This is a genomic window from Geomonas oryzae, assembly GCF_004117875.1.
Classification (GTDB): domain Bacteria; phylum Desulfobacterota; class Desulfuromonadia; order Geobacterales; family Geobacteraceae; genus Geomonas; species Geomonas oryzae.
Genome location: NZ_RAHW01000002.1, coordinates 203,002 through 217,494, shown reverse-complemented (window position 1 = coordinate 217,494; position 14,493 = coordinate 203,002). Strand labels below are relative to the sequence as shown.

The 14,493-nt window shown below is 62.2% G+C and carries 14 protein-coding genes; all 14 read left to right on the top strand.

All coding sequences use genetic code 11. The features are described 5' to 3' along the window. Window positions 1-19 precede the first annotated feature (19 nt). Window positions 20-343: a preprotein translocase subunit YajC gene (gene yajC, locus D6Z24_RS05690; RefSeq protein ID WP_129125602.1), complete on the top strand. Its 324-nt coding sequence runs from the start codon at window positions 20-22 to the stop codon at window positions 341-343. Window positions 344-379: 36 nt separating this feature from the next. Next, the gene (gene secD, locus D6Z24_RS05685) at window positions 380-1,978 is read left to right on the top strand and encodes a protein translocase subunit SecD (protein WP_129125601.1); all 1,599 of its coding nucleotides are present in this window, start codon (window positions 380-382) and stop codon (window positions 1,976-1,978) included. A gap of 14 nt (window positions 1,979-1,992) precedes the next feature. Continuing rightward, window positions 1,993-2,895, top strand: coding sequence for a protein translocase subunit SecF (secF, locus tag D6Z24_RS05680; RefSeq protein ID WP_129125600.1), 903 nt, complete (start codon window positions 1,993-1,995; stop codon window positions 2,893-2,895). Window positions 2,896-2,904: 9 nt separating this feature from the next. Next, complete coding sequence (locus D6Z24_RS05675; RefSeq protein WP_129125599.1) at window positions 2,905-3,480, top strand: tetratricopeptide repeat protein; 576 nt, start codon at window positions 2,905-2,907, stop codon at window positions 3,478-3,480. A 115-nt stretch (window positions 3,481-3,595) separates the two neighbouring features. Next, window positions 3,596-5,314: a single-stranded-DNA-specific exonuclease RecJ gene (gene recJ / locus D6Z24_RS05670; protein WP_129125598.1), complete on the top strand. Its 1,719-nt coding sequence runs from the start codon at window positions 3,596-3,598 to the stop codon at window positions 5,312-5,314. Continuing rightward, window positions 5,308-6,207, top strand: coding sequence for a cation diffusion facilitator family transporter (locus tag D6Z24_RS05665; RefSeq protein WP_129125597.1), 900 nt, complete (start codon window positions 5,308-5,310; stop codon window positions 6,205-6,207). The genes recJ and D6Z24_RS05665 overlap by 7 nt, the downstream gene beginning before the upstream one ends. A 121-nt stretch (window positions 6,208-6,328) precedes the next feature. Beyond that, window positions 6,329-7,165: a cytochrome c3 family protein gene (locus tag D6Z24_RS05660; RefSeq protein WP_246014579.1), complete on the top strand. Its 837-nt coding sequence runs from the start codon at window positions 6,329-6,331 to the stop codon at window positions 7,163-7,165. Window positions 7,166-7,455: 290 nt separating this feature from the next. Then, window positions 7,456-8,865: a serine hydrolase domain-containing protein gene (locus D6Z24_RS05655; RefSeq protein WP_129125595.1), complete on the top strand. Its 1,410-nt coding sequence runs from the start codon at window positions 7,456-7,458 to the stop codon at window positions 8,863-8,865. Window positions 8,866-9,130: 265 nt separating this feature from the next. Next, window positions 9,131-9,970 carry a metallophosphoesterase family protein gene (locus D6Z24_RS05650; RefSeq protein WP_129125594.1) on the top strand — a complete coding sequence of 280 codons (840 nt, stop codon included), beginning with the start codon at window positions 9,131-9,133 and terminating at the stop codon, window positions 9,968-9,970. Further along, the gene (locus tag D6Z24_RS05645) at window positions 9,967-11,184 is read left to right on the top strand and encodes an amylo-alpha-1,6-glucosidase (protein WP_246014578.1); all 1,218 of its coding nucleotides are present in this window, start codon (window positions 9,967-9,969) and stop codon (window positions 11,182-11,184) included. Before D6Z24_RS05650 ends, D6Z24_RS05645 begins: the two co-directional genes overlap by 4 nt. Before the next feature lie 95 nt (window positions 11,185-11,279). Further along, entirely contained in the window at window positions 11,280-11,864 is a 585-nt protein-coding gene (locus D6Z24_RS05640; RefSeq protein ID WP_129125593.1) for a LemA family protein, read from the top strand. 51 nt (window positions 11,865-11,915) lie between these two features. Beyond that, the gene (locus D6Z24_RS05635) at window positions 11,916-12,791 is read left to right on the top strand and encodes a TPM domain-containing protein (protein ID WP_129125592.1); all 876 of its coding nucleotides are present in this window, start codon (window positions 11,916-11,918) and stop codon (window positions 12,789-12,791) included. Beyond that, window positions 12,791-13,438, top strand: coding sequence for a TPM domain-containing protein (locus tag D6Z24_RS05630; protein ID WP_129125591.1), 648 nt, complete (start codon window positions 12,791-12,793; stop codon window positions 13,436-13,438). The genes D6Z24_RS05635 and D6Z24_RS05630 overlap by 1 nt, the downstream gene beginning before the upstream one ends. A 170-nt stretch (window positions 13,439-13,608) precedes the next feature. Beyond that, entirely contained in the window at window positions 13,609-14,487 is an 879-nt protein-coding gene (locus D6Z24_RS05625) for a response regulator (protein ID WP_129125590.1), read from the top strand. The last annotated feature ends 6 nt before the right edge of the window (window positions 14,488-14,493 follow it).

Genomic DNA, 14,493 nt, shown 5'->3' with positions numbered 1-14,493 from the left:
ACAATCCAGGAGGTAACTAATGTTAGGTTTGGCGTTTGCGATGGCTGCTCCCACCCAGGGTGCTGCTGCGGGCGGAGGTATGATGGCCCAGTTCCAGGGGTTGATCCCGCTGGTATTCATGTTCGCCATCTTCTACTTCCTGCTCATCAGGCCGCAGCAGAAAAAGGCCAAGGAGCACAGGGCGCTTTTGGACGCGCTCAAGAAAGGCGATCAGGTCGTGACTGCCGGCGGCATGCACGGCAAGGTGACCGCACTGGACGACCAGGTGGTGACCCTCGAGATCGCTCCCGGCGTCAACGTCAGGATCAACAAGGGGTACATTGCGTCTGTGAAGCAGGACTAATGCATTGATCCAATTTTTCCGAAAGGAGCTTTTCCCATGAAGGGTTATACCTGGCGCATTTCTCTCATCCTCATTTTCATCATCGCCTCGTGCGTCTACCTGACGCCGACGCTGGTCGACACGCTCCCCACGTGGTGGAGCGGTCTGCTCCCCAAGGACAAGATCCACTTGGGTCTTGACCTGCAGGGGGGTACCCACCTCGTCATGGAGGTAGAGACCCAGAAGGCCGTCGAAGGCTCCCTCGAGCTGATCGCGACCGACCTGGAAGACTCGCTGAACGCCCAGAACCTCCGCTTCAAGAAGGTGGCCCGTCTTGGCGGCGACAAGGTGCAGCTCACCCTTTACGACCGCGGTTCCGCCGACAAGGTGCAGGCCATGGTCAAGAAGAAGTACCCCGACCTCGAAGCCCTTCCGCTCGTCGACGAGGGTGGCTTCGTCAACATGCAGCTGCGCATCAACGAGAAGGAAGCCCAGGCCAGGAAGGACCGCGCCGTGGCGCAGGCCCTGGAGACCATCCGCAACAGGATTGACCAGTTCGGCGTTTCCGAGCCGGTGATCCAGCGCGAGGGTATCAACCACATCGTCGTGCAGCTTCCGGGCATCAAGGATCCGAAGCGCGCCATCGAGCTGATCGGCAAGACCGCCCGTCTCGAGTTCAAGCTGGTCGACGAGTCCGTGAACGCGGCAACCGCGACCGCAGGCTCGCTCCCCGAGGACGACGAGCTCCTCTTCGAGAAGCGGACCGATCCCGCCACCGGCGCGGTCAGCGAGACGCCGCTCGTCGTGAAGAAGAAGGCGATGATCACCGGCGAGCTTTTGACCGACGCCCAGATCAGGATCGATTCCCAGTACAACCAGCCTTACGTCGCCATCGAGTTCAACTCGACCGGTGCGCGTCTGTTCGACCAGGTGACCGCTGCCAACGTGGGCAAGCGCTTCGCCATCGTGCTCGACAGCAACGTCTACTCCGCTCCGGTGATCCGCGAGAGGATCTCCGGCGGCAGTGCCCAGATCTCCGGCTCCTTCACCGAGAAGGACGCCGCCGACCTCGCCATCGTGCTGCGCGCCGGTTCGCTTCCCGCACCGGTCAAGATCCTGCAGAACATCACCGTCGGTCCTTCCCTCGGTCGCGACTCGATCCACAAGGGTCTCATGGCGGGCCTCATCGGCGTCGTCCTCGTCGTTGGCTTCATGGCGATGTACTACAAGATCTCCGGCATGGTGGCGAACTTCGGGATGGTGCTGAACATCCTCTTCCTGATGGGCGCGCTCTCGGCCCTGGGCGCCACCCTGACCCTGCCGGGCATCGCCGCTATCGTCCTGCTGGTCGGTATGTCGGTCGACTCCAACGTCCTCATCTTCGAGAGGATCAGGGAGGAGCTCCGGCTCGGCAAGACGCCGCACGCAGCCCTCGATGCCGGCTACGACAAGGCGTTTCTCACCATCATGGACTCGCACGTGACCGCTCTCATCACCGCGGCGGTGCTCTTCCAGTTCGGCACCGGTCCGGTCAAGGGTTTCGCCGTCTCCCTGAGCCTCGGTATCATCATCAACCTGTTCACGTCCCTCGTTTCCACCAAGGTGATCTTTGACGCCTTCCTGGAGCGCGTACACGTGAAGAGACTCAGCATATAAGGAGGGGGACGAACATGGAACTGATCAAGAAGACCAACATAGACTTCATCGGCATGAGGAAGTTCTCCTTCCTCGTCTCCGGCATCATGGCCATCATCGGCATTCTCGGCATCATCGCCATCGCCCGCGGCACCGCCAACATGGGGATCGACTTCTCCGGCGGCACCTCGATGCAGATCAAGTTCGCCCAGCCCGCCAACAGTCAGGCGGTGCGTGACGCGCTCGGCAAGGCCGGCATCAAGGAAGTGGAGCTGCAGGAGGTTACCGGCGGCAACCAGATCCTCATCAAGATGCACAAGTCGACCGGCAAGTCCGCCGACGCGGTTGCCGACGCGCTGAAAGCAGGCATCCCCGGAAACAGCTTCACCGTTGAAAGCTCCACCGAGATCGGCCCGTCCATCGGCGAGAAGCTGAAGCAGGATACCCTCGTCGCCGTGGCGCTCTCCATGCTCGGCATCATCCTCTACATCGCCTGGCGCTTCGACTTCAAATTCGGCGTCGGCGCGGTCGTCGCCACCATGCACGACGTGCTGGCCATGATCGCCGTGTTCTACGTGCTGCACCGCGAGGTCAACATCCTCTTCATCACCGCGGTGCTCACCATCGCAGGTTACTCGCTCACCGATACCGTCGTCGTCTTCGACCGTATCCGCGAGAACATGCACAAGAGTCTCAAGGACCCGATGCTCACCATCTTCAACCGCAGCATCAACGAGACCCTTTCCCGTACCATCATCACCTCGGTGACCACCTTCCTTGCCGCCGTCTCTCTCTACCTCTTCGGCGGCGAGGTGATCCACGACTTCGCCTTCGCGCTGGTCGTGGGGGTCGTGGTGGCCACCTATTCTTCCATCTTCGTGGCGAGCCCCATCGTCGCGGTCTGGGAAAAGAAAGCGGTCGAGGTTGAGGCCGTCTAAGGAGGTCCCGTGAACAGGGAAAACGTACTCACCATCGTGGTGGCGTTGATAGTGGGCCTTCTCGGCGGGTACCTGATCTTCAGCATCGCCGGGCACAACAAGGCGCCCCAGCAGACCATGTCGGTCCCGCAGGGCGCCGGTTCCCCGACCGATTACCAGCGCCGCATCACCGAGGCGGAGAAGATCGTCGCCAAGGATCCGGACAACCTGCAGGCGTGGATCCAGCTCGGAAACGACTACTTCGACACGGATCAGCCCCAGAAGGCGGTGAACGCCTACGGCAAAGCCCTGGAACTGGACCCGAAAAACCTGAACGTGATGACCGACCAGGGGATCATGTACCGCAAGATCGGCTGGTACGACAAGGCGATCGCCAACTTCGAGAAGGCGCAGACCATCGATCCCAAGCACCTGCAGAGCCTCTACAACCTGGGCGTGGTGTACTGGCAGGACCTGAAGCAGCCCGAAAAGGCCAAAGAGGTCTGGATGAAGTACCTGCAGTTCGACTCCACGAGCCCTACGGCGCAGCAGATCCAGAGCGATCTTGCTACCCTCGGGAACATGCCTCCAAGCTTCAAAAAGTAGAAGAAAAACCCGCTTCGGCGGGTTTTTTTTTGCCCGGCGCCGCCGCACATTAGGTTCGCGGGCGGGCGGCGCTTATGATATTATTGCTCACTGTTTTTCATTGGGCGGAGGGTGAATGAAACCTGTTACGGACAGATGCTGGCGGGAGAGGGAAGCCGATGCGGGGGCCGTCAAGGAACTCGCACGCAGCGGCGTCTCCCCGCTTATCGCGCGCCTTCTCGCGCAGCGCGGCGTTTCGACTCCGGACGAAGCCGAGGCGTACCTTAACCCGGTCCTCTCCAGGCTGCACGATCCGATGCTTTTAAAGGGAATGGCGCAGGCGGTGGAGCGGCTCTCGCGCGCCCTCTCCGACAACGAACGCGTCTGCGTGCACGGTGACTACGACGTGGACGGCGTCACCTCGTGCGCGCTTCTCATCAGCTTTTTCAGGCGCATCGGCATCGACTGCTTCCCATACATCCCGAAACGGCTCACCGAAGGGTACGGCCTTTCCGCCCAGGGCGTGTCCGCCGCGGCACAGGCGGGCGCGAAGGTCCTCGTCACGGTGGACTGCGGCATCACCGCGGTCGCCGAGGCTCTCCTTTGCCGCGAGGCAGGGGTCGACCTGATCGTCACCGATCATCACGCACCGGCTTCGGAACTGCCGGACGCCTGCGCCATCGTCAACCCGCTGCAGCCGGGCTGCCCGTTCCCCTTCAAATCGTTGGCCGGCGTAGGTGTCGCCTTTCATCTCGTCGTCGCCCTGCGTGCGCGGCTGCGCGAAGAGGGGCGCTTCGTGCGCGGCAACGAGCCCGACCTGAGGGAGTACCTGGACCTTGTGGCTCTCGGCACCATCGCGGACGTGGTGCCGCTTTTGGGGACGAACCGGGTGCTGACGAGCTACGGGCTGAAACAGCTCTGCTCGGGGAGCAGGGTCGGCATCGAGGCGCTCAAGGAGGTGGCGGGGATCGCGGACGACATCGGTTGCGGCGCGGTCGGCTTCCGTCTCGCCCCCCGCATCAACGCGGCCGGGAGGCTCGAGGACGCCGCCCTCGGGCTCGAGTTGTTGCTCTGCAACGATCCCTCGCGCGCACGAACCATTGCAAAGGAGCTCGACGAGGCGAACGCCGAGCGCCAGGCCCTGGAACGGGCCACCTTCGAAGAGGCGCGCGCCATGCTCGAGCAGGGTGCCTGCCGCGGGAGAAAGAGCATCGTACTCGGCTCCGAGATGTGGCATCCGGGGGTGATCGGCATCGTCGCGTCCCGCATCGTGGAGATGTTCCACCGTCCCGCCATCCTCTTCGCCTTCGAAGACGGCACCGGGCGGGGCTCCGGGCGCAGCATCTCGCGTTTTCACCTGCTGGACGCCATCAAAAGCTGCGCCGATCACCTGCTGCGCTTCGGCGGACACAGCCATGCCGCCGGCCTCTCCATAGCGCAGGACGAGCTGGAACGTTTCGCGCTCAGTTTCGATGAAGCGGCCCGGGAGGTCCTCGACGCCGATGCGCTTACGCCTACGCTCGCCTATGACCTGGAGCTCGAGGCCCGCGCCATCGACCAGGGGCTCGTGAAAGAGCTCGAGCGGCTGAAGCCGTTCGGCATGGGGAACCCGGAACCGCTCTTCGTTTTAAAGGGCGCCGTGGTCGAGGAGAGCCGCGTGCTGAGGGGAGGGCACCTGAAGCTCAGGGTAGGGCAGGGGGGGCGCAGTTTCGACGCCATCGCCTTCGGGCTTGCCGAGAAAGGGGTGCCCGAGGGGCGGGTCGATCTCCTCTTCTCGCCGGGGATCAACGTATGGAACGGCAGGACTTCGCTCCAGCTCACGGTGAAGGACCTGCGCCCGGAGGGCATATGCTGAGGGGCGAACGCTTCAACAAGGCGGACCGCGTGATCCGGATCGGCTTCTGGAGCAACGCCGTGCTCATGGTCGCTAAACTCGCCGCCGGCCATTTCGGACATTCCGAGGCAGTCTTCGCCGACGGCATCGAGAGCGCGTGCGATTTCATCGCCATAGGCTTGACCATCGTGGCCCTGAAGGTCGGACGAAAACCGTACGACGAGGATCATCCCTACGGGCACGGCAAGGTGGAAAGCCTCTCGGCGATCCTGATCTCGCTCGTCATCTTCGGCACCGGCGCCTGGGTCCTCTACGGGGCCGCCACGACGGTCATGGAGGGGCGCTATCCGGTCCCGGCGCTCGTCGCCGTCATCACTGCGGCGGCGACCATCGTCGCCAAGGAATCCTTGTACCGCTACACCATGCGGGTCGGGGGGGGGCTCGGGAGCCCGGCGCTTCTCGCCATAGCAAAGGACCACAGAAAGGACGCCGTCACCTCCATCGCCACCCTGGCCGGCGTCGGCGGCGCCTATCTGGGCGTCGGCATCATGGACCCGATCGCCGCCGGCGTCACCTCGCTCTTCATCTTTCACATCGGTATCCATACCTTCCGCACCTCGGCGCATGAGCTCATGGACGGCCAGCCGGAACAGGAGGTCCTCGACGCCATCTCGCGGCTTGCCGGATCGGTCGAGGGGGTGGACCAGGTGCACGAGATAAGGGCCCGTCACTCCGGACAGTACCTCATCGTGGACTTGAAACTCGACATGCCCCCCGACATGACGGTCAAGCACTCTCACGATATCGCCACCGAGGTCAAGCGGCGCATCTTCGACCACTTCAGCAACGTCGGGGATGTCATGATCCACATAAATCCTTCCGACGAACCCCACGAGGATCTCATCCGGCTGTGACTTACTCTTTACAGCACCTTTTCGGTCGACTTTTATCACAACTCTCTTGACAGATACTCATGTTAGGTAGTATTACGATCAGTCGATTGCAGTGAATACAATGTTATTTGGGGGAGGAATGATGAAAAAGAGTAGTCTGTCGCTGTTCATCGCGGCCTTGATTCTCGTCGCTTCCACGGCCTTTGCGGCCAAGATGGCGACTGTTGACATCCCGGAAAAGCCCGAGATGTACGCCACCGCTCCGGCTGCGCTTACCCCGCAGCAGTGCGCCCAGTGTCACACCGGGGCCTTCAACGGCCTGAAGAACGCCGGCGGCAAGCACCGTTTCGATTGCCAGGGCTGCCACACCGTGATCCACGCTTACAACCCGAAGAAGGGGAACTACGACGAAGTTATGCCGAAGTGCGCCTCCTGCCACACCGATATCCACGGCCCCACCGCGAAGGACTGCGCCAGCTGCCACAGCAACCCGCACACCCCGCGCAAGGTTGCCATGACCCCGCGGCTTGCCGGCGCCTGCGCCACCTGCCATGCCGACGAGAAGGCCGAGCTGGTCAAGTTCCCGAGCAAGCACACCAACGTTTCCTGCGACCGTTGCCACACCTCGCACGGCTACAAGCCGTCCTGCTTCATGTGCCACAGGCCGCACTACAGGGATCAGCCCGTTGAAGCCTGCGCCAAGTGCCACTCGGTTCACAAGCCGAAGATGGTCACCTACCAGGGGACCGACTGGAACCAGACCTGCGCTTCCTGCCACGGCAAGATCGCCGAGAAACTGAGGAAGACCGCAAGCCGCCACAACAAGGTCGCCTGCGCTTCCTGCCACAAATCGAAGCACGGCTACATCCCGCAGTGCACCGAGTGCCACAAGGCTCCGCATCCGAAGACCATCCTGGACCGCTTCCCGAAATGCCTGGGTTGCCACCTCGATGTTCACGACCTGCCGAGCATGAAGTAAGCTTCGCCTCTTCGGCAAACAAAAGGCCCCGGGAATCCCCGGGGCCTTTTGTTGTTTCAGCGCCCAAAACGTGACCTCCGTCACAAAAAAATCCACTCCGCTCCGGTATCGTAGCTAACAGCTTGGTTGCCCGCCCGGCATCCTCCTCCAGCAGAAGTTCAATCCGGCCACCCCGGCTAGTCGGAGCAGTCGGAGCAGTCCGGCGCTGCCGTGACGGCTTCTGCAAGGCAACGTCAACCGCAGTCCTAACTAGAAGTTTCTGTGGCAACACGGAACGTAAAAGGAAGCTCGTGCGCGTTATAGTCCTCTCCTTGCTGCTCCTGCTGTTCCCTCTGCTGGCTCCGGTCCAGCTCCATGCCGCCGTTGACCCCGCGGTCACCGCTCCCATCACCACTGCAAACCTCGATCGCCTTCTGGAGCGTGCCATGGCCGACGACCTCATCGCAGGCGGGGTGGTAGTGGTCGGCAATCACGAGGGGATCCTCGCCACCGCGGCGCGCGGCCAGGTGAGTTCCGCTGCCGGGGCGCCCGCCATCACCGACCGTACCGTTTTCGACGTCGCCTCCCTTACCAAGGTGATCGCCACCACCCCGGCCGTGATCAAACTCCTGGACGAGGGACGCATCGCACTCACCGATCCTCTTTCCCGCTGGTTCCCGGAACTTGCCGGCACCGACAAGGGAAGCATCACCATCCTCAACCTGATGACCCACACCTCGGGCCTTTCCGACGTGATGGTAGGTTCGGACCGCAGCGTTGAGGGGCTCGTGCGCAAGGTGGCCGTGCAGCGCTCCCGCCTGCCCGGATCCGGCTTCGAGTACGCCGACATAAACTTCATCCTCTTGGGGGAGATGGTCCGTCGCGTCTCAGGTGAGCGGCTGGACCAGTTCTGCCGCAAGGAGATCTACGATCCCCTCGGCACCCGCGATACCGCATTTCTTCCCTCCCGCGACGGCAGCAGCGACATCGCCCCCACCTCCGGCAACCAGAGTGGGGTGGTGCAGGATCAGAATGCCCGCCTGTTGGGCGGGGTCGCCGGTCACGCAGGCCTCTTCAGTTCGGCGTACGACTTGGCACGTTACGCAAGGCTCATGCTGGGCAAAGGGACCCTCGACGGCACCCGGATCCTCTCGGAAGAAGCGGTCGGCCAGATGACCACCCCGTATCTCTGCAACAACGGCAGGGTGAAGCGCGGTCTCGGCTGGGATATCTCGTCGCCGTTCTCCGCACCCAAGGGGACCTTGTTTTCCGATGCCTCCTACGGCCATACCGGCTACAGCGGCTCTTCGATCTGGATCGACCCCCAGCAGGACATGTTCGTGATCATGCTGACCAGGCGCGTCGATTACCGCAACGTGCACAACTTCAACCAGCTGCGCCGCAACGTTTCCACCGTTGCCGCCGCCGACTTCAGGGGCGGGGCTGGGGATGAGGTGCCTGTCGTCGAGGCGGAGGTCATGAAAGCCCGCGTCATCGCGGCGTCGACTGCCGCGTTCAGGAAGGAGCCGCGCCGTTTCAGGCTGGCCTTGTTCGGGCACCGTGACGATCGTCGCGCGGCGAAGTGTTCGGTCAAGCCGGGACGTCGTGTGGTCCAGGCCCGCGCCGGGCATCGCGGCAAGATCACCGCCAAGGTCGCCAAGAACGAAACCGGCAAGACACGCGCGGGCGTCAAAAAGCGCCGCACACTCTCAAGAAGCTGATCCGCAGACTTTGTCGTTCCGAGCACCGTCTCAAGAACCTTGCCTTAGCTTTCAGATTGTGTTACCATCGCCCAGATTAAAAACGGCACATGCTTTCGCTGGGGCTCTGACATGGAAACGTACGATACAGGTCTTGATCTTGGGATTCTCTGTCGCTGCTGTGACTGTCGCTCGTTTCGGCTGCCTGACACTACGGGGCTCACTGCCACACAGGTAGCTACCATTGAGAAGCTGTGCAAACTCTGCATCGAGATCAACAATCCCAATGTCTCCAACCTTTAGTCATTCACGCACCTGCAAGTTCCGCTCTTACTTTTCCATCTTAACCCTTTTACTGCTGGTCTGTTTCGGGACCGTCTCCGCAGCTCATGCCGAGACCCTCTTTAAGCGTTCCAGCGACCTGATGCAGCAGCTTGCGGCGAAGGCGTCGCCTAGCGACTACAGCTTCGTAGTGCTCGGTGACAGCCGCGGCAACGAGGCGGTCTTCAAGAAGGCGCTGAGCGTCGCGGCCACCTACCGGCCGCTCTTCATCCTCCATGGCGGCGATTATTCCGACAAGGGCGGCGAGGAGGAAACGAGGAAGTTCCTGTCGCTCGTGGAGAGCACCGTCCCGGCCATCCCGGTCTTCGTGGTCTTCGGCAACCATGAGAGCCCCGCCGTCTTCGAGAAGCTGGTTGCGCCGAGGCAATACCGGTTCGGGAGCAAGCGGCTCGGCCTCAGGGTGCTGGTCGTCGACAACGCCGGCGAGGAGCTGAAGGCGCCGGAGCTTTCCTTCCTCGAGAAGGAGCTCGCTACGGCGCCGCAAGCGACCTTTCTTGCCATGCACGTGCCGCCCGAGACTTCTCGCTGGCGAGGTCACACCTTTAGCGAAGGTGCCGCCGAGCTTCAGCGCGTCATCGCCTCTTCAAGTCCGGTCCAGGCAAGCTTCTTCGCCCACTCGCATGTCTACGACCGTGACCTCTTCGGCGGCAAGCCCGCCTTCATCTCAGGCGGGGCGGGGGCTCCGCTTGCCTGGATGAGCCGTTACGGCGAGCGCGTCTATCACATCATCGTGGTTCGGGTGAAAAACGGCCGGGCGAGCTACCAGATGGTGCCCCTCAAGTGACCGACGCTCCCTTCCTGCCCGCCGAGCGGTGCGGGGATGCCGACACCGCGTTGCTCGAGCAGTGCCGCCGCGAGGCGATCGCTCTTCTGCTGGAAAACTCCACCCCTTCAGGCGTGCTCGCCTCGGCGCGCAACGACCGCTCCAGCGCGCGCAACTACGACGCCATCTTCGGCCGCGATGCCGCCATCTGCGCCCTCGGCATGGCCGTTTCCGGCGATGACTCCCTCGTACTGGCGGCCGAGCGGGGGCTGCTGACCCTGGCACGGCACCAGGCGGGCAACGGCCAGATCCCGAAGTACGTGAAGCCGGAAACCGGAGAGGTCGACTTCTGGTACGCAGGGTGTATCGACGCGACCCTCTGGTGGCTGATCGCCCTCCACTTTTTTGACCGCACCCACCGCGAGCGTACCCTGGCCGAGCGGCTTTCCGCGCAATCCGACCGCGCCATCAAGTGGCTGCAATGCCAGGAACATCAGGGATGGCACCTTTTGCAGCAAAACGAGGCCTCGGACTGGGCCGACATCATGCCGCGCTCCGGTTTCGTCCTTTACACCAACGCGCTCTGGTACTGGGTCAAACGGCTCTACGAGCTTCCCTTTGCGGGCGAGACCAGGCGTTTCGCGCAGCAACTCTTCCACCCATTCGATGCAGCCGTCCCTCTCCAAAAGCGCGTGCGCCTCATGCGCCACTACATCCGCAACCGCAGCCGGTCCACCCCCTTCATGCTGAGCTGGGTCAACCTCTCCGCGTGGGGAGAGGAGGTCGACATCTTCGGCAACATCCTCGCCTACCTGACCGGTCTCGGGTACCCTTCCGACGCCTGTAAAATGGTTTCCGCGGTGGTCGCGCTCGGGGCGCACGAACCGCATCCGGTGCGCGTGGTCGGGGTTCCCATCGACGAGCGCTCGGGCTCCTGGCGCTCTTACATGGCGCGGCACAGACAGAACCTCCCCTGGCAGTACCATAACGGCGGCGCCTGGCCTTTTGTGGGAGGCTTCTGGGTGATGCTGCTCGCGGCACTTGGAGAGAAGGCGATGGCCCGGGAGGAACTGGTCAAGATGGCTCACAGCAGCAGCGTCAACGGATGGGAATTCAACGAGTGGTTCCACGGCAGGTCCGGGGAACCGATGGGAATGCCGAGGCAGTCGTGGAACGCCGCCATGTACCTGCTCGCCGGCTGCAGCCTGACCGGCGATCTTCGTCTCATCACCTGAGGCATACTGAAATTCCTTGTTTTTTCCGCTTAGAGGGTGACATTCGCCCCTCTCATGATTATTATTGTGCAATGCTATTCAAGGAGGATAAGACTATGAGACGCTTGATACTGATGTTCGTTGCGCTTTTGACCATCGCTTCCCTTTCCGGATGCGGCTATAACACCATGCAGGCCAAGGAAGAGGCCGTATTCGCAGCTTGGGGCGACGTGGAGGCCTCCTACCAGCGCCGCGCCGACCTGGTGCCCAACCTGGTCGAGGTGGTGAAAGGGTATGCGAAACACGAGGCGGATACGCTGAAGGCGGTCACCGAAGCGCGTGCCAAGGTGGGCTCGATGCAGGTCACCAAGGACGCCATCAACGACCCTAAGACGATGCAGAACTTCCAGCAGGCGCAGTCCCAGCTCTCCGGCGCCCTTTCCCGTCTGATGGTCGTCGTCGAGCGCTACCCTGAGCTCAAGGCCAATCAGAACTTCATGGACCTGCAGAACCAGCTGGAAGGGACCGAGAACCGCATCAACGTGGCGCGCGTGCGTTACAACCAGGTGGTCCAGGACTTCAACACCTCGATCCGCACCTTCCCAAATTCGCTCACCAACTCCGTTATGCTGCACCTGCAGCGCAAGGAGCCCTTCAAGGCCGAAGAGGGAGCGAAGGTGGCGCCGAAGGTCAAGTTCTAACTTTATCGGTTGGTCGAAACGCAGCAGGTTGCGAGCGAGGTGTGGGAGTTCATGAAGAAACTGCTCTTCCTTTTGATAGCGCTTCTGTTGGCGGGGGGCTCCTGGGCCGCCGAGGTGCCGCCCTTGCGCGGGCACGTGAACGATTACGCCTCGATGCTCTCTCCTCAGGCGGCACGTGAACTCGAGGACGAACTCACCGCCTTCGAGAAGAGCGACTCCACCCAGATCGTAGTCCTCACCATTCCGAGCCTGGAAGGGGAGGTCCTCGAGCAGTACTCGATAAAAGTCGTGGAGAAGTGGCAGATCGGTCGGAAAGGGAAGGACAACGGCGCGCTGCTTTTGGTTGTTAAGAACGATCGCAAGATCAGGATCGAGGTGGGGCGCGGTCTCGAAGGTACGCTGACCGACCTGATGTCCGGGCGCATCATCCGCAACGAGATCTCGCCCGCCTTCAAACAGGGGAACTTCGACGCCGGCATCGCCCGAGGTGTCTCAGCCATCATGGCCACGGTCCGCGGCGAGTACAAGGCCGAACCGACGACCGATCTGCGTCACGGCAAGAAGGGCGCTCCCCCCATCCTCACCCTGCTCCTGTTCGTGCTGGTCGCCTCCGTGTTCTTGGGCGGCATCTCCCGCTTTCTCGGCGGGGTGGCCGGAGCCGTCGGACTTCCCATCGCGGCTTTCATATCCTTCTCCGGGATCTCGATGCTGCTTCTGGGCATACTTGCCGTGGTAGGTTTTCTTGCCGGGCTGTTCATCGCCTTTCTCTTCTCCTCAGGCGGACGTGGCGGCTTCATGGGCGGACCACCTTTCTTCGGAGGTTTCGGAGGGGGTGGCTTCGGAGGAGGCGGGTTCGGCGGGGGAGGGGGCGGCTTTTCAGGCGGCGGCGGCAGTTTCGGCGGCGGCGGTGCTTCGGGAGACTGGTGATGGATCTTTCGCATAAGTCGATTGCTCACAATTACTTCAGCGACGCCGAAAAGGAGGCGATCCGTCAGGCCGTGGTTCGTGCCGAAGCGGCGTCCAGCGGAGAAATCGCCACCATGGTGGTCACGGAAAGCGACCGCTATCGTGAGGCGGAGGCTTTAGGCGCCCTGCTGCTCGCCGGTTTTTTCGGCGTCGCGGTCGCCGTCTTGTGGCACCACGTCACCATCTGGACCTACATACCGGTAGTGGCCCTGCTTTACCTGCCGCTGCTTTTTTTACTGCGCCGTTTTCCGCAGCTCAAGCTCTCCTTCGTCGGCCCCAGGCGTCTGACCGAGGCGGTGCATGAGCGCGCCCTGGTCGCCTTCTACCAGCAGGGGCTTTATAAGACCCGGGAGGAAACCGGGATCCTCATCTTCATCTCCCTGCTCGAGCGCAAGGTCTGGATCGTGGGTGACCGCGGCATCAACGAAAAGATACCCCCCGGCTACTGGAAGAAGCTCGCCGCAGTACTCGCCCAGGGGCTTAGAGCCGGTCGAGGCGGCGAGGCTGTCTGCGGCGTCATCGCCGCCTGCGGAGAAGAGCTCTCTCGTCACTTTCCCCGCAGGGCGGACGACCGCAACGAGCTGGCCGACAACCTCATCATTTCCTGATTATTTTTTTTGCGATCCTGCCGATATGAAGATTGACAGCCCGTCCCGTTGTTTCTCATTATCATGGCTCGCCCTGCGCCCGCCGCACCCCCGTCCGTTGCGACGGCCGGTCTTTCGGCCTCTGCGGCAGGGCGTCGTTCATACCATTTTTGTCCTGCAGGAGAAGTAGCATGACCGCAGATGTAAAACCCAGTCCCGCCCCCGCGCCGATCCGCAAGCCTCTCGGGGAGATCTTCGTAGAGCGCGGCCTCCTCACCAGGTCCTCCGTGGACCGTCTCATCGCGCACGCCAAGAGTAAAAACATACGCCTGGGCGAGCTTTTGGAGGTGATCGGCCTCGTGACGCCCGAAGAGCTGGCGGAGGCGCTGGCGATTCAGTACCACGTGAGAAAAATCGGCGACTTTGCCAAGTACAGCTATCAGGCCAACGTCCTCAGTCTCATTCCCATCGACATGGCGGTGAAACACTGCATCTTCCCGCTCAAGCTGGATGACGGCAGACTCGGGCTCGCCGTAGCCGACCCGACCACCGACCACCTTTTCGCGAGCATCTCGGCGCAGCATAACCTGAAACTCGTGCTCTACGTCGCCACCCGCCTCGACATCAACCGCGCCATCGCCCGGCACTACCTGGGTCAGACCATAGGCGGGGGCGCGAGCAAGACCATCCTCCTTGTCGAGGACGATCAGCTCTCCCGCGAGATGGTGGCGAAGATACTGACCCGCCAGGGGTACCAGGTGGAAACCGCCCTCGACGGCATGGATGCCTTCAGCAAGATCTTCACCCTGAAGCCCAAGCTGGTCATCACGGACAAGGTGATGCCCAAGCTTGGCGGGTACGAGTTTCTCTTCGCCATCCGCAACATCCCCGAGTTCCGCTACATGCCGGTGATCCTCATGACCGCCGCGGCGACCCCCGACGAGGAGAAGGAAGCCCTTGAGAAGGGTTTCTTCGACTTCGTGCTGAAACCGGTGAAGGAGATTGGGCTTCTCACCCGCGTGAAGCGGGCCTTTGCGAGCAGGGAAGCCCTCTATGGCAAAACGGCCTGATCCCTT

What these genes read in the sequence shown, in the direction of transcription:
- D6Z24_RS05665 (WP_129125597.1), top strand. Translation starts at nt 5,308, where the DNA reads ATGCTGAGGGGCGAACGCTTCAACAAGGCGGACCGCGTGATCCGGATC.
- yajC (WP_129125602.1), top strand. Translation starts at nt 20, where the DNA reads ATGTTAGGTTTGGCGTTTGCGATGGCTGCTCCCACCCAGGGTGCTGCT.
- D6Z24_RS05660 (WP_246014579.1), top strand. Translation starts at nt 6,329, where the DNA reads ATGAAAAAGAGTAGTCTGTCGCTGTTCATCGCGGCCTTGATTCTCGTC.
- D6Z24_RS05625 (WP_129125590.1), top strand. Translation starts at nt 13,609, where the DNA reads ATGACCGCAGATGTAAAACCCAGTCCCGCCCCCGCGCCGATCCGCAAG.
- D6Z24_RS05630 (WP_129125591.1), top strand. Translation starts at nt 12,791, where the DNA reads ATGGATCTTTCGCATAAGTCGATTGCTCACAATTACTTCAGCGACGCC.
- secF (WP_129125600.1), top strand. Translation starts at nt 1,993, where the DNA reads ATGGAACTGATCAAGAAGACCAACATAGACTTCATCGGCATGAGGAAG.
- D6Z24_RS05635 (WP_129125592.1), top strand. Translation starts at nt 11,916, where the DNA reads ATGAAGAAACTGCTCTTCCTTTTGATAGCGCTTCTGTTGGCGGGGGGC.
- D6Z24_RS05650 (WP_129125594.1), top strand. Translation starts at nt 9,131, where the DNA reads ATGTCTCCAACCTTTAGTCATTCACGCACCTGCAAGTTCCGCTCTTAC.
- D6Z24_RS05640 (WP_129125593.1), top strand. Translation starts at nt 11,280, where the DNA reads ATGAGACGCTTGATACTGATGTTCGTTGCGCTTTTGACCATCGCTTCC.
- secD (WP_129125601.1), top strand. Translation starts at nt 380, where the DNA reads ATGAAGGGTTATACCTGGCGCATTTCTCTCATCCTCATTTTCATCATC.
- recJ (WP_129125598.1), top strand. Translation starts at nt 3,596, where the DNA reads ATGAAACCTGTTACGGACAGATGCTGGCGGGAGAGGGAAGCCGATGCG.